We start from the raw sequence: 16,599 nt of genomic DNA on the forward strand, positions 1-16,599 counted from the left end.
CTGCCACGAATTTTCACGAATTGACGATAGCCATTACAATTGCATGTCACCCATGCAAATCCACCTTAGACCAACAGCTCTTTTTGGATGAAGTCAACGACTTCAACCTGGAAGTGAGATACCCCGAATACCGCAGCGAGTTTTACAAGTTCTGCACCAGGAAGTTCGCAGAGAGCTATTTTCATCAGAATCAAGGAGTTTGTCTCATGGCTGAGATCCCAAATCACGTTCGACGAATCATCGCACAATATCTGGCTTCGCTAAGAGACCCATGGATTTCAGATTCAGGACGCAATCTTGTTTGGTAGCTATGCCAGCGGCCAGGCGAATCAGTGGAGTGACATTGATTTGGCATTGGTATCTGGCGAATTCGAGGGCATTCGTTTTGCAGACAAGAACAAAATTCGGAAGATCACCATTTCGATCAGCACGGATTTGGAGGTTTTGCCCTTCAATCCGAAAGATTTCACGCCAAGCAACCCACTGGTCAAAGAGATCTTGGAAACTGCTATACGAGTCGTTCGATGGGGTGTAGCGCGCCCCTGAATCATGAAGTTTGACTGGAAAAAGACGTTCGTTCTCGGTTTTGGCTTTCTGGGCATCAGCGTGGTCTGGCCGCTGTTCAACATCAACTCCCTGCCGCTGGTCTACGACGTGGGCGGCAATCACGCCATCGGCGCGTTGACCGGGCTCTACTACTTCGCCTCATCGCTGGCCGCCATCGCCGGGCCGATCATTGCCGGCGGGGTGATTGACCTCACCTCGTACAGCGTCATCTGGCTGTTTGCCGCGGTCTTCATGGTGCTGGCCCTGGTGATGATGAGCCGCATTCGGGTGGCGGCGCCTGTGCGCGATTAGCGTTTTTTCGTAACTGCTCAGGCGGCCCCCCTGCCCCCCAATCCTGGGGGGAAAAGCATTCGGCTCCCCCAGGATTGGGGGGCAGGGGGGCACTCCGGGCGCTATCGAGACCATTCTCACTGCCTGGCTGAGCAGTTACTAATTTTCACGAATTGCCCTTCTCCGATTTCACAAAACTGGCTGTAGCCGTTACAATTGGACACGAGAAGACGTGCTCCAGGGAGTGTGAATTGTGACAAGAAAAAACCGCAAGTCACTCAGAATGTCAAAAGCGACCACCGCTGCGCTCCAGGAAGTAAAGCAGGCCTTGATTGACCTGTATGGCGTGCGATTCAACCAACTGGTCCTGTATGGTTCATACGCGCGCGGAGCAGCGACTGCTGCCTCGGACGTTGACCTGATGGTGGTGCTGAATGACGATGTCAATCCCGCCACTGAGATCGAGCGCCTCAATTCAACCGTTTCCGATATTTGCCTGCGCCACGATCTTCTCATCTCAACATTTCCTGTTTCGCTGGTCTGGTTCGAACAACAACGTAGCCCGCTATTCTTAAACATTCGTCGCGAAGGGGTACCGTTGTGACTTTCCAGGAAAAGGCCTTGCTCGAAAAAGCCGCGCGGTTCATCGCATCAGCCGTTCTACTTATCGAAAACGACGATTATGATTCGGCTGTTTCGCGACTTTATTATGCCATGTTTTTTTGCGCAGAAGCGCTGTTGCTAAGAAAAGGATTGACCTTTTCAAGCCATGCTGGGGTAATCGGTGCTTTTGGACAGCATTTTGCCAAAACCAAAGAGTTGCCACCAGAAATGCACAACTGGCTACGCGAAGGTTTTGACAAACGACAGTTAGGTGACTATCAAGCGGTGTCAGTGATTGAGCAACCCCACGCTGACAGACTCATGGGGTTTGCTGAACGATTTCTGAAGTTGGCGCAATCGTATCTCATCGAGGGAGGCACGCATGAAGTTTGACTGGAAAAAGACGTTCGTTCTCGGTTTTGGCTTTCTGGGCATCAGCGTGGTCTGGCCGCTGTTCAACAGCCTGATCCCGCCGTTCCTGGAGGACTTGGGCCTTTCGGCCCTGGTCGTCGGTTTCATCCTCACCTGGGACAACCTGATCAACATGTTCCTCCAGCCCTGGGTAGGCGCGCGCAGCGACCGCACGCGCAGTCGCTGGGGCCGGCGCAAGCCGTGGTTGATGGCCGGCGCGCCGCTGGCCGCCGGTTTCTTCATCCTGGTGCCTTTCGTGCGCACCAACTTCGTGCTCCTCGCCCTCGCCATCCTGGGCACCAACATCGGCATGGCGCTCTTCCGCTCGCCCACGTCGCTTACCTGGGCGATTTGTATCCATCCGAGCAGCGCAGTAAGGCCAATGGCGTCATCAATCTCATGGGCGGGGTTGGCGGCGCGATCGCCCTCTTCGGCGGCGGCGCCCTGTTCAAGATGGGCGTGCCGCTGCCGTTCATCGTCGGCGCGCTGCTGCTCCTGATTGCGGTCGCTGTGGTGCTGGCCTTCGTGCGTGAGCCGGAAGCGCCCGCAATTGACGCATCCCATGAAGCTGCGCCCGGCGTCTGGGACAGCCTGCGTGAAGTGACGAGCGGGGAGAATCCGAACGGCCTGTTCATGCTGCTCGCCATTTTCTGCTGGTTCATGGCCTGGAACGCGGTCGAGGCCTTCTTCACGCTCTACGTGCGCGAAGTGCTCGGCATTGCGGTGGGCACCGGCACGCAGATGCTCACCGCGTTTGCGGCCATGCTCATCCTGTTTGCCATCCCCAGCGGTCTGATTGCCAACCGCATCGGCCGCAAAACGACCATCATGATCGGCCTCTTCGGCATGATGGTCGGGCTGATCCTGGTCCTGATGCTGACCAACCCCACGATCCTGCTCGTGCTCCTGGCGCTGATGGGCGGTTTCTGGGCGCTGGTCAACATCAACTCCCTGCCGCTGGTCTACGACGTGGGCGGCAACCATGCCATCGGCGCGTTGACCGGGCTGTACTACTTCGCCTCATCGCTGGCTGCCATCGCCGGGCCGATCATTGCCGGCGGGTTGATTGACCTCACCTCGTACAGCGTCATCTGGCTCTTTGCCGCGGTCTTCATGCTGCTGGCCCTGGTGATGATGAGCCGCATCCGGGTGGCGGCGCCTGTGCGCGATTAGCGTTTTTTCTACCCTCAGCCATCTTGCCGCGGTGGGTGAAAGCGTGTACAATAGCTGCCATTCCAAGCAGTGAGGTTTCACCCACCGTATGCCAGCACCAGTACCGGCCGGCTTTACTCGAGGCGCCCTCGTCGCGACCGGCGGCCATGAGTCGTTCAACGACATCAGTACCATCCTGCAGTATTTCTGGCAATTGGCCGGCAGCTTCGGCGCCCGCATCGCCATCATTCCCACGGCCAGCCGGGATTTTGGCGCGGCCGAGCAGGTGCGCGCCCTCTTTGCGCGGGGGTCAACTGGGTTGAACTGCTGCCCATCCGCACCCGGCTGGATGCCCGCAGCGCGGACGCGCAGGCGGTGATTCAACACGCCACCGCCTACTTCTTCACCGATGGCAACCCGCTGCGCCTCTCCACGGTGTTGGGCGGCACCCCGGTGGCGCAGGCCATCCGTCGCGGCCATGCGCGCGGCAAGGTGGTGGCCGGCAGCGGCCATGCCGGCGCCTTCCTGGCCGAGCACATGATCGCCCATGCCGAGAAGCGGTCGCTGCCGGAACGTGGCATCGTGCGCTTTGCGCCTGGCCTGGGGCTGACCAATCGCGTCATCTTCGTGGCCGACTACACGCGCGAGGCCTGGTACGGCCCGCTGTGCGTGGCGGTTGCCGCCAACCCCTTCCTGCTGGGCGTCGGCATTCACGCCAACGCGGCGGTTGTACTGCACCCCGGCAATCTCCTCGAAGGCGTAGGCGCAGTCGCCGCCGCCCTCGCCAACGGCAGCGGCATCACGCACACCAACCTGTACGAAGTCCCCTTCGGCCAGTCCGTCGCCATCGAAGGCATCGAGTTCCAGCAGCTGCCGCACGATCACTACTACAACATTGACCAGCGCGGCCTGCACGAGGAAGAGAACATCCTGGCCGAACCGGCGCGTAGTTCGTTCTAAGAGAGAGATTGGAGATCATGTCACCTGCACCTATTCCGGCCGGTAGCCAGCGCGGGCTATTGATGGCTATCGGCGGCGCCGAAGATAGAGCCGGCGCGCGCCGCATCTTGCGCCATTTCTACACCCTGGCCGGGGGCGATGACGCCCGCCTGGTGGTCATTCCCACCGCGTCCGAAGACCGGCAGGGCGCCGGCCAAATGCACCTGGATATTTTCCAGTCGTTTGGCGAGGCGACCGTTGAGATCTTACCGGTGTTCAATCGCCAGGACGCGATCGAACCGGCGCACCTGGCGCCGCTGCAGGCCGCAACCGGCATCTTCCTGGTCGGCGGCAACCAGTTGCGCTTCTCGGCCCTGTTGGGCGGCACCCCGCTGGCGCAAGCCATCCGCCGCGCCAACGCCGCCGGCGTCTTGATTGGCGGCACCAGCGCAGGCGCGGCCGTGCTGTGCGAACACATGATCGCCTTCGGCCAGCAGGGCAGCACGCCGATCCAGCGCATGGTCAACTTTGCGCCCGGCCTGGGGCTGACCAACCGCCTGATCATTGATCAACACTTCAGCCAGCGCCTGCGCACCGGCCGCCTGATGGCCGCGGCCGCGCATAACCCCTTTCTGCTCGGCGTCGCCATTGACGAGGAGACCGCCACTATCATCGAGCCAGATAATCGCCTGCGCGTCATCCGCCAGCACAGCGTGGTGATCGTGGACTGCAATTCACTGGAATACACCGACATTCATAAGATGGACGAGATCAAACCGGTCGCCATGCTGGGCGTCACCATGCATGTGCTGGTGGACGGCTACGGTTTCGACATTGACAAGCGCCGCCCGCTGATGCCGTAGATCATTCATCACCGTTCGATAACCAGGAACGACCCATGGGAACACTGAATCCGACCATCCTCGCGCCAGAGATGAGCAAGGCGCTGAACGCGACGCGGCCGCTGCGGCAGCGCTTCAACAAAACGGTGCTGACGCCGGAAATCCTGCTCTACCTGTTCGTCACCAGCCCGGACCTCGATGCCAACCGTGTGCTGCAAAGACTGGCCGCGGAGCGCGGCTTCAAGTTGGATGAGATGGCGCGCACCGCGCAGACGATGGCCGAGATGCGCGATGGGCGCAACGCCAGCCTCGACTTTCAGGGCGATGACGGGCGTCCGGTCGCCCTTTCCGATGAAATGATCGTTGTCCTGGACGAAGGGCACGCCATTGCCCAGGCGGCCGGGGAAATCTACGTCGGCACCGCGCACGCGCTGGCGGCCATGAGCCAGAGGGGCGTCTCCACCGCGGCCATGCTGCAACGCTATGGCATCACCCCTGCGGCCATGACCAACCTGCTGGCCGATGCGGCCGTGGCCCGCCGCGTGACCAGCCCGGACTGGGTGGCGCAGGCCAAAGCGGGCGAGCTGGCGCCTGTCTTTCACCGCGGGGACCTGCTGCGCGACCTGTTGAGCCTGCTGGCGCTGGCAGAAAATCGCCATGTGATCCTGGTGGGGCCGGCCGGAGTCGGCAAGCGCTCACTGGTGCGCAGCCTGGCCCTGCTCATCGCCGAGGGCAAGGGGCCGCCCGATCTGGAAGTCGGTCATCACCATTGCGGAGACGGCGCTGCTCGACGATGCCGGCAAAGCGGTGCAGGCCGCGGCCAAACAGGCCAACGGCGGCATCCTTTTCTTGCCAGGCGCCCAGCGCTTCCTGGGCAATTCCTCGATGCCGAGTTCCCCTGAGGCGACGACCGCGGTACGCCGCGCTTTCCTGGATGGCAGCGCGGTGGTCATCGCCACAGCGACCGACGCGGGCTACAGCGGCCATCGCCAATGACAGCCTGATTACCGAGCGCAGCCATGTCCTGCGCGTGTCTGAGACCAACCTGGCCGATACCACCACGATTCTGGGCCTGCATCAGGCCGCGATCGAGCGGGAGTATGGCATCATCATCAACCCGAAGGCCCTGGCGCGCGCCGCCTCCGTGGCCAAGCGCTATCTTGGGCAAAACCCGCTGCCCACCGCGGCCGTGCAGTTGCTGCACCGGGCCGCGGCCGTGGTGCGCATGGGCAATCAGCCGCACGTCGCCTTTCACCCCACGCAGACCGCGGGGCAGACGCCCGGCGCTGCGCAGGACAACACCCTGGATGAAGAAGATATCCTGGTCGCGGCCAGCCTGATGAGCGGCGTGCCGGTGGCAAAACTGGGCGCAGATGACCGGGCGCGCTTTGCCAACATGGTGGAGTTCCTGCACCAGCGCATCATCGGCCAGGAAGAAGCGGTGCTGGCGCTGAGCCGCGCGGTCAAGACCGCGCGCGTGGGTCTCAAAGACCCCAGCCGCCCCATCGGCTCGTTCCTCTTTCTTGGCCCCACCGGCGTTGGCAAGACCGAGCTGGCCAAGGCCCTGGCCGAGTTCCTGTTCGACACCGACGATGCGATGGTCGTGCTGGACATGAGCGAATACCAACAGGAACACACCGTCAACCGCTTGATCGGCGCGCCGCCCGGCTATGTCGGCTACGAAAGCGGCGGCCAGTTGACCGACCGCGTGCGCCAGCGCCCCTACACCGTGGTGCTGTTCGACGAAGTGGAGAAGGCGCATCCGCGTGTGCTCGACGTGCTGCTGCAGGTGATGGAGGAGGGACGCCTGACCGACGGCCAGGGGCGCCTGGCGACATTCTCCGAGGCGGTCATCATCATGACCAGCAACCTGGGCGCCGAATTCCTGGAGCAGACTATTCTCAGCGAAGAAACGCGCGAGCTGGTCATGCTCAAGGTCAAGCAATTCTTCCGGCCGGAGTTCCTCAACCGCCTGGATGAGATCATCATGTTCCTGCCGCTGACGCAGGAGGAGCTGCGCAAGATCCTGCTGCTGATGATCAAGAAAGAGAACAAGCTGCTGGCCGAGCGCAGCCTGAGCCTGGAAATAACCGCAGACGCCATCACCTGGTTGCTGGCGCAGAACGATCATCCCGAATGGGGCGCCCGCCCCTTGCGTCGCATCATCCGCAAGTTCGTGCGCGAGCCGTTGGCCGATTACCTGCTGGTGCAGGAGCCGCCGCCGGGCGCCGTGCTGCGGCTTGATCCAGGAGCGACGGGATTGGTGCTCACGCCAGGCGCGTGAGCAGAGGAAAACGATCATGCGCTACTTCAACACCTACGGCCCGGTCAACGAAAAAGAGCACTACATCGTGCCGCGGCGCGAGCTGCTGGACATGCTGACCGAGCAGGTGAGCGCCGGCAGCTACTTCACGGTCTTTGCGCCGCGCCAGATGGGCAAGACCACCCTGCTGCGGCAGTTGACCGAGCGCCTGCAGGCGCAGTCGAATTATCTCATCGTTGTACTCAATTTCCAGGATTACGCCGACTGGGAAACGCCCGACTTCTTGCTGGACATTGGCGCCGAAATCGGGGAGAAGATCATCGAATACCTGGCGGCAGGCGCGCACGCGCAGCGCGGCGCCGTTCAAGAGCTGGCGACACAGAGCCGGTTCGATCGTTATGGGGGTTTGCGTGCTTTTCTGAAACGTTTCCACAAACTGGTCCCGGAAGTCAGGCTGGTTCTGATCATTGACGAGTTCGACGGTACACCACCGCGCGCCATTTCGTCCTTGCTGCAAACTCTGCGCAAGCTGTACCTGGAAGCCGAACCGCCGCGCAGCCTGCACAGCGCGGTCCTGGTCGGCCTACGCAACATCGCGGCCTTGAACCTGGGCCAGAGTTCGCCCTTCAATATCGCCCGCCAACTCAACTTGCCGGGGTTTTCGGAAGATGAAGTAGATGCTTTGCTGGCTCAGTACGCGGCAGACAGCGGGCAGGTGTTTGCGCCAGGCGTCAGCGCCGAAATCTACCGTCAGACCGCCGGGCATCCGTTCCTGGTGAACCGCCTGGCAGACATCCTGACCGAGCAGGTTGCACTGAATCGGGCGCAGCCGATCTCTGGCGCTGATCTGGGAGCAGGCGTTCCGGCGGATGACCACTGAAAGCAACTACAACTTCGAGACGATCGTTCGCCACGCCAACCCACACAAGGCCACGGTTTTGCGCATCATGGCCGGCGTGGATTACGAATTCAACCTGAACAACCCGGTAGTGCGGGAACTGCACGAGCAGGGCGTGATCGAGGCGCGGCCAGACGGCGCTTGTCGCATTGCCAACCCCATCTACCAGGTGGTTCTATTTGCCGCCTTCCGTCCCATCGAGGCTGGCCTTCAAGGCGCGGCGGTTGCCAATGGTTATGATTTCCGGCCGCACGTGGTGGACGGACGCCTGCAGATGGATGTGATTCTGTCACGCTTCCGCGCGTTCGTCGAGCGGCGCGGGCGCGCCGCGTTCAAGATCAGCGAGACGCCGCAGGAGGCCACAGGGCAGTATTTGCTCACAGCCTACCTGGACCTGCTGGTGCGGCAGGTGGGCGGCGAAGTCTTCGCTGAAGTGCCGTCGGGCGCCGGACGGCTCGATGTGATCGTCGTGTTCAACGGACAGCGCTATGTCATCGAGACCAAGCTCTGGCGCGGGCCGGCCGCATTCGACGCCAGCGTGACGCAGGTGCAGAGCTATTTGCGCAGCGAGGGGCAAACTACCGGCTACCTGGTGGTCTTCCACGCCCGGCCGGCGATTTACGGACGCTTACCGGAAGGGGAGTTGGAGTTTGTCCGCGAGGATGAGGGTGTGACGATCCATGTTTATCTGGTGCGGCTTGGGTAGAGACCGAAGGGCGACGCCAGGATGACCTGGCTCCGGCGAAGCTTGTTTATCCTGGCGTCATGGTTGGCCTACGGGCTGCTGACGCCGCTGTACGAAGCGGCGGCGTGGCTCTTTTCCAACGGCGAATGGCACACCTGGCGCCGGCAGGCCGTGGTGATGCTGGCCGGTCAAGCGACCGCGACGGGCGTCAGGCCGGCCATCCTCGAAGTGGGCTGCGGCACAGGCGCGCTGCTGGCCGAGCTGGCCGCTGAGGGCAGCCTGGTTGTCGGCCTCGATCGTTCGGCCCCCATGCTGGATGTGGCCGTCAGGCGTTTGCGTCAGGGTGGGTTGGCGGCAGAGCGGGCAACCATCAATCTCGGCGCCGATGACCATGTCCACCGGCATGGTCTGAGCAGCAACAGCGAGATGCGCTCGGCCCAGGGCGCACCCGTCATTCCGGTGCAGGGGCTGGCGCAGGCCATCCCACTGCCCGCGAGCAGCGTTGACGGCATCATCCTCACCTTTCCCACAGCGTTCGTGTTCGATCTGCGCACCTGGCAGGAGTTTCGCCGCGTGCTGGCGCCAGGCGGATGCGTTATCTGGGTGGACGGCGGGGAGGTCTTCCGGCCCAACCTGCTGGCGCGTCTGCTGCAGGCCCTGCTCTCGCCCGATCCGGCCGCCCAGCGCATGATGTTGGCGATGCCCGGCCCGGCTGACCGACCTCGGTTTCACGGCCGCCTGGCGACACGCACGAACTGACAGCCAGCCGCGTCTCGATGCTGATCGCGCAAGCAGGAGTGGATTGAGCGGGGAACGGATTTCAACGCAGGGACGCCAGGGCGCAGGGACGCAAAGGCTGTCCATGGCAGTGGATTGAGCGCGGCGGGAACGGATTTCAACGCAAAGGCGCCAGGACGCAGGGACGCAAAGGCTTTCTAAAAGAACGACCTCTTCCCCCCCTCTCCTCTCCGCCGTGCGGAGAGGAGAGGGGGCCGGGGGGTGAGGTGAGGCCCCGCTCTCTTTCAAGCTCTCCCCCCCTCTCCTCTCCGCCGTGCGGAGAGGAGAGGGGGCCGGGGGGTGAGGTGAGGCCCCCATCCTCTTTCAGGACGGTGTCTCTGCATCCGCCGGCGCGGCCGGTTCAGGCTCAAGCAGCGGCGGCGCGGCCGGCGGCGACGGCGGCGCGGATGGCGTCACACTGGCGGCGGTGTTGTCCTGCGGATGGATGACGGCTGTGCTGGGCGCGGCGGGCAATTCCCCGGGCGCCGGCAGCGGCGGCAAGGTGAGATCGGCCGCTGGCAGGGTGCGCCCGCCCAACATGGCAACGCCGCGCACAAGCAGGAAGACACCGAGCAACACCAGCAGCGCGGGCCACCAGCTGACCACCGTCAGTTGCAGGTCGCCAGTCGCTTTGCTGAAGACGAAGGTGAACAGGCCAAAGGCCACCAGGGCCGTGGCCGGCACCAGCGCCCACCACACCTCGCGCTTGTGCGGGCCAAGCAGGTAGACCAGGAGAAAGACGAAGCCCATGCCGATGAACAGGGTGGCGCTCAGCACGTCGGAGCTGACCTGGAAAGTGCTCAGCGCGGTGGTGGCGCTGACCAACAGCAGCACCCCCATGGGAATGATCGCCCACCAGCGGTTGCGGTCGAGCAGGAAAATCACGGCAAACGCGAGCGCGATGCCAAAAAACAGGATCGAACCGAGCACCTCACCCACCACCGCGGCCGTCTGTGTGGTCAGAAAGATGATGACACCGACCGTCAGCAGGGTGAAGGCAGGGATGATCGGCCACCAATGCACGACATCACGCACGAACAGGATCAAAAAGGCGATTCCGCCCAGTCCACAGAGAGCGGCCACGACGTACTGCCAGGTCGGCGCGTAGGGATCGAGTGCGTGCTGATTGACCAGGAGCAGGAAGACGCCAACCAGCAGCAGGGCGCCGCCCCACAGAATCGTATTGCGCTTGCGTGCGCTCACATTCGTGTTGGTCATGGCTCAACGCTCGGCGCGCGGCTGGAAACCACCGCGCAAGAGGACGCCAACGCCGATCAGGATGAGCACCACCGGCCACAGGCGGCCCACCCATGCCAGTTGTTCCACCTCGCCAGCCAGGAGGAACAGGCCGATGACCCCCAGCACACCGGCCGGAATCAGCGCCCACCAGAACTGCGGATGCAGGCTGCGCAGCGCGCCCTGCAGGTAGACCAGGCCGAAGGTGGCGGCCAGGCCCAGCATCATGACCGCGCCGCCGAGTTCGCCTGATATCACGACCATCGCCAGGCTGCCCATGACACCGGCCGGGATGATGGCCCACCAGTTCGAGGCCGGTTGGGTGGCGTACACCACCAGGAACGCAGCACCGATGGACAGGAAGAGGATGGACGGCAGCCAATTCTCGTCCACGCCTGTTGTGCTGAGCAAAATAAGCAGGCCGACGCCGACCAGGGTCAGCCCTGGGATGATCGGCCACCACTGCTGCCGATTGCCCAGGTAGAGCGCAACGAACGCCAGGCCGCCGGCCACGAACACCAGTCCCCACACCGTTCCACTCAGGTCGCCCAGGATGTCGAAATTGACGAGCAGCAGGAAAAGACCCGCCAGCAGCAGGATCGCTCCCAGGGCAAAATTAGTACGTTGATTACTCACAGTCAAACTCCTTCCTCACAAGGGCACGAATTGGGAAAAAAAACCACGGGTCAGTCACACAGGCTTCAGGCGTCCGGGGAATCTGCGGGGCGCTCAGGGGGCATGGCTGGCGGCGCTGCGGCCGGCGCACGGCTGCGCCAGGAAGCGATGGTCTGCCAGGCAAAAAGGAGACACAGCACGATCCAGGCGCCAATCTCCCACCAGGTGCGGCTGGTGCTGGCCAGGCCGGCGGTAAACAGGGTCAGGCCCAGGTTGAACGGGGTTTGGAAGATCGGAGCGCCCAGGACCGTGCGCAGGCGGGCATGGTTGGTTGCGGCCCACCAATCGGCGTAACTGAACGCGGCCAGCATGACAGCCAGGCCCAGGATCCAGAGCGCGTTCTTGGCCACGCCCACCCAATCAATCAAATCCATCTTTTCTCACCCGCTACCAATACGCAAGATGTACGCCAGAGTTGCGTCGAACGTACCCGCGGCGAAGCTCTTAAAAGCGATGATCCCGCACCTTGCGGCTCACTTCAGGTTCTCAGCCAGCAGCGTAGGGTCGAAATTGCGCTCATATCCCCACAGAAGCAGGTCAAGCCCTTCCAGGCCCTGCGCCAAACTCTCGGCAATCAACGCGCGATCAGGCTCGGGCAGGGTCGAATCAGAGTCAGGCGATCGGGCATTTTCCATTTCTCGCAAACGCACCATCATACCACGCACCCGTTCTGTGGGTGTAAGCATTGTGTCAGGGGTCTCTGGATTCTCTTGCTTTGATAGGCCCGGCATACCTGGTTCCCTTGTAAAGAAGGCCGCGCATCAACCGGCGCCGTTGCCCCGGATTCTCTGGCTGGCGCAGGTCTGCTCATAGGTCAAATTCAGATCAACGGGCACGCTGATCTGGTTCTGCAGCCAGAGCGGCAGGGTCGGCAGGGAGCGTCCCAGAGTCAGGGCTTCCGGCCAGATGTCAAGTTGAGGTGTGTCTTGCTTCCGCCATGCTCGATACGCCGCTGCGTATCGGTCCGCTGCCAGCGGCGACACGGGCGGTGTCAATTTGCGTAGGAGGTCATTGTGTAGATTGACATTGCGCCCGCCGACAATGTCAACGACGATCAGGCTGATGCCCTGGCGCAAGTAGGTTTCGCATTTCGCCACGAACGCAGCGCGATGGGCCGGGCGGTCCTTGTGGGCCGGGCTGGCCAGTTCGATGGCCGCGGCCAGGATTGGTCCGCCTGCGCTGCTGAAGATTTCCACCTCCACAATGTCGGAAGTCAGCACGAAAGGCGCCGAGAGGGGCGGCGCCGGCGCCGTCCATTCTGCAACGGGGCCAGGTGGATGGGCGTCAAGGAGCGGCTCCTGGAAGGCGGCGACATTAATCTCGATGCCAAACTGCACGTTGGGTTCAGCAAAGTAGCCAGGCGGAAGGCGCTTATTGAGATCGGTCGCGATGAACGTCGCCCATGCGTTATGAAACCCATGCCAGTGGCGCTGAACGCTCAACGGTGGATGGAAGTGATCACGAAGCGGCATGTCGGCTCTCCCGGCAAAAATTTCACAGGACAGATGCCCGAAAACTCCTGGCCTGGCCGGCGTCCAGGTCCCTCCTGAACGAAGCGCCAGCGGCCTGATGGGAGTTCAACGGTGTGAACTCCCACAATCAGATTGTAACATGCCTTCAGAAATGAAATGAGTCAATGAGTCAATGAAGCCGAACTGCCGTTCACTACATGAGCAGGCCGCCCAGGATGAGGAGCGCAAAGAAGACGGGTACGGTAAAGATGATCGCATAGATGCGTGTCGAATTTCAGGTGCATGTAGTACATGACCACCAGGACCAGCTTGGAAAATGCAAAGGCCAGCAGGATCATCACCTGGCCCCCCTTTGGGGATGGGCAGGAACGTGACCCCAAGTTCCATGAAGGTCAGGACAGCCAGGGCAATGTAAACAGCCACATAGTTGGGCTGGGCATGGGCCTCATGGGCCACGGTCGGTAGAAGCGATGTATTCTCACTCATAGTCTTGATTGCCCCCTTGCCTCAGATCAGGTAGACGATGACGAACAGGATGATCCACACAATGTCCACGAAATGCCAGTAGAGGCCGAAGATTTCCAGGCTCATACTGTAATCCGCGTTGAAACGGCCGCGCAACGCCTGCACGATAATCCCCACCAGCCACAACAGCCCAATGAACACATGCAGGCCGTGAAAACCGGTCAGCGTGAAGAAAATAGTGCCAAACATGCTGCTGCTGATGGTCAGCCCTTCTTCGAAGAGCTTGAAATACTCGATGACCTGCACCCCCAGGAACGTGCCGCCGCAGAGCAGCGAGGCGAACAACCAGAGGCGCAATTTCGCCTGATCGTTGCGTTGGGCCGCGGCCAGGGCTAACACCACCGTCATGCTGCTGGTCAACAGCACAAAGGTGTTGAAGGCCGTCAACGGGATGTTCAGGATCTGATTGGCATCGGCCGGGCCGCGTAGCCGGAACATCATGAACGCGGCGATGAGCGCGCTGAAGAACATCACTTCGGATGCCAAAAAGATCCACATCCCCAGCTTAGGGGTATTTACCGGCATTAGGCGTTCCGCAGACGCCTGGGCGGGCGCGGTCGAGGCTTGGGCCATGCGCTTCACTCCTTGATCTACTCAGGTTCGGTCACGTTTTGGGCACAGAAACAGGATCAACGATCATCTCAACCATAAGATGGGGCCAATCATATCTATACTGACTCCATTTGTCAAACAATCGAGTACAGATTGTTACTATTCGCACTTATGATTCTTTTTGACAAGGTGCGTCACGTATGTTAGCATGTGCCGCCCGTACCAATGACGTCAAGTGACGTGAAACGACGACCATCGAAACGTACCGTTCGCGTGACCCGTGGAATCATCTTGCGTGAATAACCTCACATTTTTGGGAGCAGCAGTTCAATGAGCACGAACTACCGATTGCGCGCAGCCTATCTCTATTTTGCCCGCCCAACCCCAATCCTGCCGGATCAGTGGTCCCGCCAAGTCCTGAGCAGCCTCTATCCGCAGTTGAATTTGGACGCGGTGCGCATCGTGGGTCGCATGGTGGGCGCCTTGCCTACGCCGGCCCAGGTTGACAGCAACATGGCAGCAGAAGGATACGACGAGGCGGTCTTCCGCTGGAATCGGCGCGACGTCACCGATTCGACCGGCCAGCCCATCACCCTGGTGGAGGTCTACGAAGCGCCGTTGCCGGTGGCAGTGCCCCTGGATGCCTCCGACATGCGCACCCCGCCCTTCACACGGCGCGACCTGATGGCAGGCGCGCTGGCAGGTGTCGGCGGCGGCCTGGTATGGGCCTGTTGGCGATGCTTGTCGGCCTGTTCGACCGCAGCGGCGCCATGAGCGTGTGGGCGCCCCTCAACCAGATCGCCAGCGCGATTCTTGGCCCCTGATGTGGTCGGCCCTCAGTTCAACTTCACCACCGCCCTGGTCGGTTCCCTGTTTCATTTTGGTCTTTCGGCCCTCCTCGGCATGGCGTTTGCGCTGATCTACCACGGCGTGCTGCGCTTGCCTCGTCGCTTGGGCGCGCCGGTGGCGGCAGGCGCCATCTACGGCCTCGTCATTTTCTTCCTGGCCGACCTGCTCCTGCCCATGTTGGCCCCTGGGATGGCCTTCGCGGCCAAGCCCGGTTTCATTGCCGGGCACATGGTCTTTGGCCTCGTCATCGGCATCGTCTACTCCCGCCTGCGCCCCAACTTTTCGGGCCTGCTCGTCGTCCTGGCCTCGCTGCTCTTCCTAGGCGCCGGCGTCGTCGTCACCTCGCTCAATCTTTTCATGCCTGTGCAGGCGTCCGAACAGGCCGTTGGCGTTGATTCCCTCTTCAATTTAATGATGGGCATCGCCACGGTCATCTTTCTTCTCGTGCAAGCCGCCCTGGTGTACGCCGCGCTCCAATTCCGCCGCAAGCCGGGCGATGACGAGGATGGCCCGCCGATCCACGGCAACAACACGCTGGAAATTATCTGGACCACGGTGCCGGCCATTATTGTCATCATCATCAGCTTCCTCAGCTACCAGACCTTCGTCGCGGAGCGTGCCTTTGCCAAGACCGACATGGTGGTCGAGGTGACAGGTCAGCAGTTCTTCTGGACTTTCTACTATCCTGAGGAGGACATCACGGTACAGAACGAGCTGGTAGTTCCGATTGGCCGTCGGTGCAGTACCGGTTGCGAGCCACGGATGTGCTGCACGCGCGTTCTGGGTGCCCGATTTCCGTATCAAGCGCGACGCCATGCCCGATCAGGGTCACCGATACGCAGGCGACAGCGTCCAAAATCGGTGAATATGCCATTGTTTGCGCTGAACTGTGCGGCGCCGGCCGCGCAGATGCGCGGCACGATCAAAGTGGTTTCGGCCGCGGACTTCGGGCGTGGGTGCAAGAACAGAAGAACAAGACGGTTGACACCAACGACCCAATCGCCTACGGTCCCAGCGTCTTCCAGAAGGCCGGTTGCACCACCTGCCATACACTGACCGACGCCGGCGGCGCTGGGCGGATCGGGCCTGATCTAAACCAAATCAGCGTCATCGCGCCCACCCGCGTCGCCAGCCAGACGGCTACGGAATACATCGGATATCCATCGTCAAACCGGGTAGTACCTGGCGCCGCAGTGTCCAATGGGCGCATGTCCGGCCAACGTCATGCTGCCAACCTTCGGCACGTCTCTATCTGAGGCCGAACTCACAGCGCTGGTCACCTACCTGTCGGCCAGAAGTAGCGAGAGAGAACATCAAGATGGCACGCACCTGCTGTCGAGCAGTGGGCATGGCGCCGGTCATGCCGAACACCATGAAGGCTTTGTCATGCACGGCGCCTGGAAATGGTGGCACTATTTTACCTTCAACACCGATCACAAAGTCATCGGCATTCCGTACATCACCGTGACGTTTCTTTTTTCCCCCCCTCCTCTCGACTTTCTTGTTGGGCGGCATCCTGGCGCTCCTGGTGCGCACCGAACTGGCGGCCAGGCGCCAGTATTACTCGGGCACCGAATACAATCGCCTGTTCACGATGCATGCCACCATCATGATCTTCCTCTGGGTGATCCCGGTGCTGGCCGGCCTACTAACTTACATCGTCCCGCTGCAGATCGGCGCGAATGACATGGCGTTTCCCAAACTCAACGCGGTCAGCTTCTGGCTGATCGTCATCGGCGGCCTGCTGCTCTGCTCATCCTTCCTGGTGGGCGCGCCGTAGCCAGGTTGGACAGCCTATCCGCCGCTCTCCCTCTTGAGGGTGACGGTCAGACGATCTGGGCCATTTCCATCATCATCTCAGGCTTTCATCCATCTTTGGCGGG

24 protein-coding genes and 2 pseudogenes are annotated in these 16,599 nt (G+C 61.6%); 19 read left to right on the plus strand and 7 right to left on the minus strand.

Going from position 1 to position 16,599, the window contains the following annotated elements; genetic code table 11:
* The 15 genes and pseudogenes from IPF85_RS24375 to IPF85_RS24445 form a co-directional block, all read left to right on the plus strand.
* Positions 1-308, plus strand: a pseudogene (locus IPF85_RS24375) (hypothetical protein); the annotation flags it as partial.
* Positions 298-546, plus strand: coding sequence for a nucleotidyltransferase domain-containing protein (locus tag IPF85_RS24380; protein WP_343410647.1), 249 nt, complete (start codon positions 298-300; stop codon positions 544-546). The pseudogene IPF85_RS24375 and the gene IPF85_RS24380, both read left to right, overlap by 11 nt.
* 3 nt (positions 547-549) lie before the next feature.
* Entirely contained in the window at positions 550-858 is a 309-nt protein-coding gene (locus IPF85_RS24385) for a hypothetical protein (RefSeq protein ID WP_343410648.1), read from the plus strand.
* A gap of 232 nt (positions 859-1,090) precedes the next feature.
* Positions 1,091-1,441: a nucleotidyltransferase domain-containing protein gene (locus tag IPF85_RS24390; protein ID WP_343410649.1), complete on the plus strand. Its 351-nt coding sequence runs from the start codon at positions 1,091-1,093 to the stop codon at positions 1,439-1,441.
* A gap of 17 nt (positions 1,442-1,458) precedes the next feature.
* Entirely contained in the window at positions 1,459-1,833 is a 375-nt protein-coding gene (locus tag IPF85_RS24395; protein ID WP_343410650.1) for a HEPN domain-containing protein, read from the plus strand.
* Positions 1,823-2,191: pseudogene (locus IPF85_RS24400) on the plus strand (MFS transporter); the annotation flags it as partial. The gene IPF85_RS24395 and the pseudogene IPF85_RS24400, both read left to right, overlap by 11 nt.
* An 11-nt stretch (positions 2,192-2,202) precedes the next feature.
* Positions 2,203-3,024: an MFS transporter gene (locus IPF85_RS24405; protein WP_343410651.1), complete on the plus strand. Its 822-nt coding sequence runs from the start codon at positions 2,203-2,205 to the stop codon at positions 3,022-3,024.
* 88 nt (positions 3,025-3,112) lie between these two features.
* Positions 3,113-3,382, plus strand: a complete 270-nt coding sequence (locus IPF85_RS24410) for a hypothetical protein (protein ID WP_343410652.1) — start codon at positions 3,113-3,115, stop codon at positions 3,380-3,382.
* Positions 3,379-3,963 (plus strand): hypothetical protein, encoded by a 585-nt coding sequence (locus tag IPF85_RS24415; RefSeq protein WP_343410653.1) that lies wholly within the window; start codon positions 3,379-3,381, stop codon positions 3,961-3,963. The genes IPF85_RS24410 and IPF85_RS24415 overlap by 4 nt, the downstream gene beginning before the upstream one ends.
* A 17-nt stretch (positions 3,964-3,980) precedes the next feature.
* Positions 3,981-4,805: a cyanophycinase gene (locus IPF85_RS24420; protein WP_343410654.1), complete on the plus strand. Its 825-nt coding sequence runs from the start codon at positions 3,981-3,983 to the stop codon at positions 4,803-4,805.
* Positions 4,806-4,840: 35 nt separating this feature from the next.
* The gene (locus IPF85_RS24425) at positions 4,841-5,686 is read left to right on the plus strand and encodes a hypothetical protein (RefSeq protein WP_343410655.1); all 846 of its coding nucleotides are present in this window, start codon (positions 4,841-4,843) and stop codon (positions 5,684-5,686) included.
* 32 nt (positions 5,687-5,718) lie between these two features.
* Positions 5,719-7,068, plus strand: a complete 1,350-nt coding sequence (locus tag IPF85_RS24430) for an ATP-dependent Clp protease ATP-binding subunit (protein ID WP_343410656.1) — start codon at positions 5,719-5,721, stop codon at positions 7,066-7,068.
* A gap of 16 nt (positions 7,069-7,084) precedes the next feature.
* Entirely contained in the window at positions 7,085-7,927 is an 843-nt protein-coding gene (locus tag IPF85_RS24435) for an AAA-like domain-containing protein (RefSeq protein WP_343410657.1), read from the plus strand.
* Positions 7,917-8,651, plus strand: a complete 735-nt coding sequence (locus tag IPF85_RS24440; protein WP_343410658.1) for a hypothetical protein — start codon at positions 7,917-7,919, stop codon at positions 8,649-8,651. Before IPF85_RS24435 ends, IPF85_RS24440 begins: the two co-directional genes overlap by 11 nt.
* A gap of 21 nt (positions 8,652-8,672) precedes the next feature.
* Complete coding sequence (locus tag IPF85_RS24445) at positions 8,673-9,389, plus strand: class I SAM-dependent methyltransferase (protein WP_343410659.1); 717 nt, start codon at positions 8,673-8,675, stop codon at positions 9,387-9,389.
* Between the two features lie 342 nt (positions 9,390-9,731).
* On the opposite strand, the gene IPF85_RS24450 is transcribed toward IPF85_RS24445, so the two are convergent.
* The 5 genes from IPF85_RS24450 to IPF85_RS24470 form a co-directional block, all read right to left on the minus strand.
* Positions 9,732-10,625, minus strand: coding sequence for a hypothetical protein (locus IPF85_RS24450; RefSeq protein ID WP_343410660.1), 894 nt, complete (start codon positions 10,623-10,625; stop codon positions 9,732-9,734).
* 3 nt (positions 10,626-10,628) lie between these two features.
* Complete coding sequence (locus IPF85_RS24455; protein WP_343410661.1) at positions 10,629-11,279, minus strand: hypothetical protein; 651 nt, start codon at positions 11,277-11,279, stop codon at positions 10,629-10,631.
* Positions 11,280-11,344: 65 nt separating this feature from the next.
* Entirely contained in the window at positions 11,345-11,692 is a 348-nt protein-coding gene (locus IPF85_RS24460) for a hypothetical protein (protein ID WP_343410662.1), read from the minus strand.
* A 99-nt stretch (positions 11,693-11,791) separates the two neighbouring features.
* Positions 11,792-12,004 (minus strand): hypothetical protein, encoded by a 213-nt coding sequence (locus IPF85_RS24465; RefSeq protein ID WP_343410663.1) that lies wholly within the window; start codon positions 12,002-12,004, stop codon positions 11,792-11,794.
* A gap of 75 nt (positions 12,005-12,079) precedes the next feature.
* Positions 12,080-12,790, minus strand: coding sequence for a DUF4058 family protein (locus IPF85_RS24470; protein ID WP_343410664.1), 711 nt, complete (start codon positions 12,788-12,790; stop codon positions 12,080-12,082).
* 291 nt (positions 12,791-13,081) lie between these two features.
* Between IPF85_RS24470 and IPF85_RS24475 the strand changes: the two genes are divergently transcribed.
* Positions 13,082-13,255, plus strand: a complete 174-nt coding sequence (locus tag IPF85_RS24475; RefSeq protein WP_343410665.1) for a hypothetical protein — start codon at positions 13,082-13,084, stop codon at positions 13,253-13,255.
* Between the two features lie 42 nt (positions 13,256-13,297).
* Here IPF85_RS24475 and IPF85_RS24480 read toward each other — a convergent pair whose 3' ends face one another.
* Entirely contained in the window at positions 13,298-13,888 is a 591-nt protein-coding gene (locus IPF85_RS24480) for a cytochrome c oxidase subunit 3 (protein WP_343410666.1), read from the minus strand.
* A gap of 309 nt (positions 13,889-14,197) precedes the next feature.
* Here IPF85_RS24480 and IPF85_RS24485 point away from each other — a divergent pair, with 309 nt between their 5' ends.
* Both IPF85_RS24485 and IPF85_RS24490 read left to right on the plus strand, forming a co-directional pair.
* On the plus strand, positions 14,198-14,641 hold the full coding sequence (locus IPF85_RS24485) for a hypothetical protein (RefSeq protein ID WP_343410667.1): 444 nt from the start codon (positions 14,198-14,200) through the stop codon (positions 14,639-14,641).
* Between the two features lie 39 nt (positions 14,642-14,680).
* The gene (locus tag IPF85_RS24490; protein WP_343410668.1) at positions 14,681-15,772 is read left to right on the plus strand and encodes a cytochrome c oxidase subunit II transmembrane domain-containing protein; all 1,092 of its coding nucleotides are present in this window, start codon (positions 14,681-14,683) and stop codon (positions 15,770-15,772) included.
* A gap of 192 nt (positions 15,773-15,964) precedes the next feature.
* Here the strand turns inward: IPF85_RS24490 and IPF85_RS24495 are convergent, their stop codons facing one another.
* The gene (locus IPF85_RS24495) at positions 15,965-16,231 is read right to left on the minus strand and encodes a hypothetical protein (RefSeq protein WP_343410669.1); all 267 of its coding nucleotides are present in this window, start codon (positions 16,229-16,231) and stop codon (positions 15,965-15,967) included.
* On the opposite strand from IPF85_RS24495, the gene IPF85_RS24500 reads away from it, so the two are divergent.
* Entirely contained in the window at positions 16,218-16,496 is a 279-nt protein-coding gene (locus tag IPF85_RS24500) for a cbb3-type cytochrome c oxidase subunit I (RefSeq protein ID WP_343410670.1), read from the plus strand. The genes IPF85_RS24495 and IPF85_RS24500 overlap by 14 nt on opposite strands.
* The last annotated feature ends 103 nt before the right edge of the window (positions 16,497-16,599 follow it).

It is taken from the genome of Candidatus Amarolinea dominans (assembly GCF_016704685.1).
GTDB classification, from domain to species: domain Bacteria; phylum Chloroflexota; class Anaerolineae; order SSC4; family Amarolineaceae; genus Amarolinea; species Amarolinea dominans.

Bases quoted from the DNA above. Each gene is read 5' to 3' on its own strand.
- IPF85_RS24450 (WP_343410660.1), bottom strand. From the start codon at position 10,625: ATGACCAACACGAATGTGAGCGCACGCAAGCGCAATACGATTCTGTGG.
- IPF85_RS24440 (WP_343410658.1), top strand. From the start codon at position 7,917: ATGACCACTGAAAGCAACTACAACTTCGAGACGATCGTTCGCCACGCC.
- IPF85_RS24480 (WP_343410666.1), bottom strand. From the start codon at position 13,888: ATGGCCCAAGCCTCGACCGCGCCCGCCCAGGCGTCTGCGGAACGCCTA.
- IPF85_RS24385 (WP_343410648.1), top strand. From the start codon at position 550: ATGAAGTTTGACTGGAAAAAGACGTTCGTTCTCGGTTTTGGCTTTCTG.
- IPF85_RS24430 (WP_343410656.1), top strand. From the start codon at position 5,719: ATGGCAGCGCGGTGGTCATCGCCACAGCGACCGACGCGGGCTACAGCG.
- IPF85_RS24410 (WP_343410652.1), top strand. From the start codon at position 3,113: ATGCCAGCACCAGTACCGGCCGGCTTTACTCGAGGCGCCCTCGTCGCG.
- IPF85_RS24485 (WP_343410667.1), top strand. From the start codon at position 14,198: ATGAGCACGAACTACCGATTGCGCGCAGCCTATCTCTATTTTGCCCGC.
- IPF85_RS24425 (WP_343410655.1), top strand. From the start codon at position 4,841: ATGGGAACACTGAATCCGACCATCCTCGCGCCAGAGATGAGCAAGGCG.
- IPF85_RS24445 (WP_343410659.1), top strand. From the start codon at position 8,673: ATGACCTGGCTCCGGCGAAGCTTGTTTATCCTGGCGTCATGGTTGGCC.
- IPF85_RS24460 (WP_343410662.1), bottom strand. From the start codon at position 11,692: ATGGATTTGATTGATTGGGTGGGCGTGGCCAAGAACGCGCTCTGGATC.
- IPF85_RS24470 (WP_343410664.1), bottom strand. From the start codon at position 12,790: ATGCCGCTTCGTGATCACTTCCATCCACCGTTGAGCGTTCAGCGCCAC.
- IPF85_RS24420 (WP_343410654.1), top strand. From the start codon at position 3,981: ATGTCACCTGCACCTATTCCGGCCGGTAGCCAGCGCGGGCTATTGATG.
- IPF85_RS24465 (WP_343410663.1), bottom strand. From the start codon at position 12,004: ATGCTTACACCCACAGAACGGGTGCGTGGTATGATGGTGCGTTTGCGA.
- IPF85_RS24495 (WP_343410669.1), bottom strand. From the start codon at position 16,231: ATGCCGCCCAACAAGAAAGTCGAGAGGAGGGGGGGAAAAAAGAAACGT.
- IPF85_RS24475 (WP_343410665.1), top strand. From the start codon at position 13,082: ATGACCACCAGGACCAGCTTGGAAAATGCAAAGGCCAGCAGGATCATC.
- IPF85_RS24435 (WP_343410657.1), top strand. From the start codon at position 7,085: ATGCGCTACTTCAACACCTACGGCCCGGTCAACGAAAAAGAGCACTAC.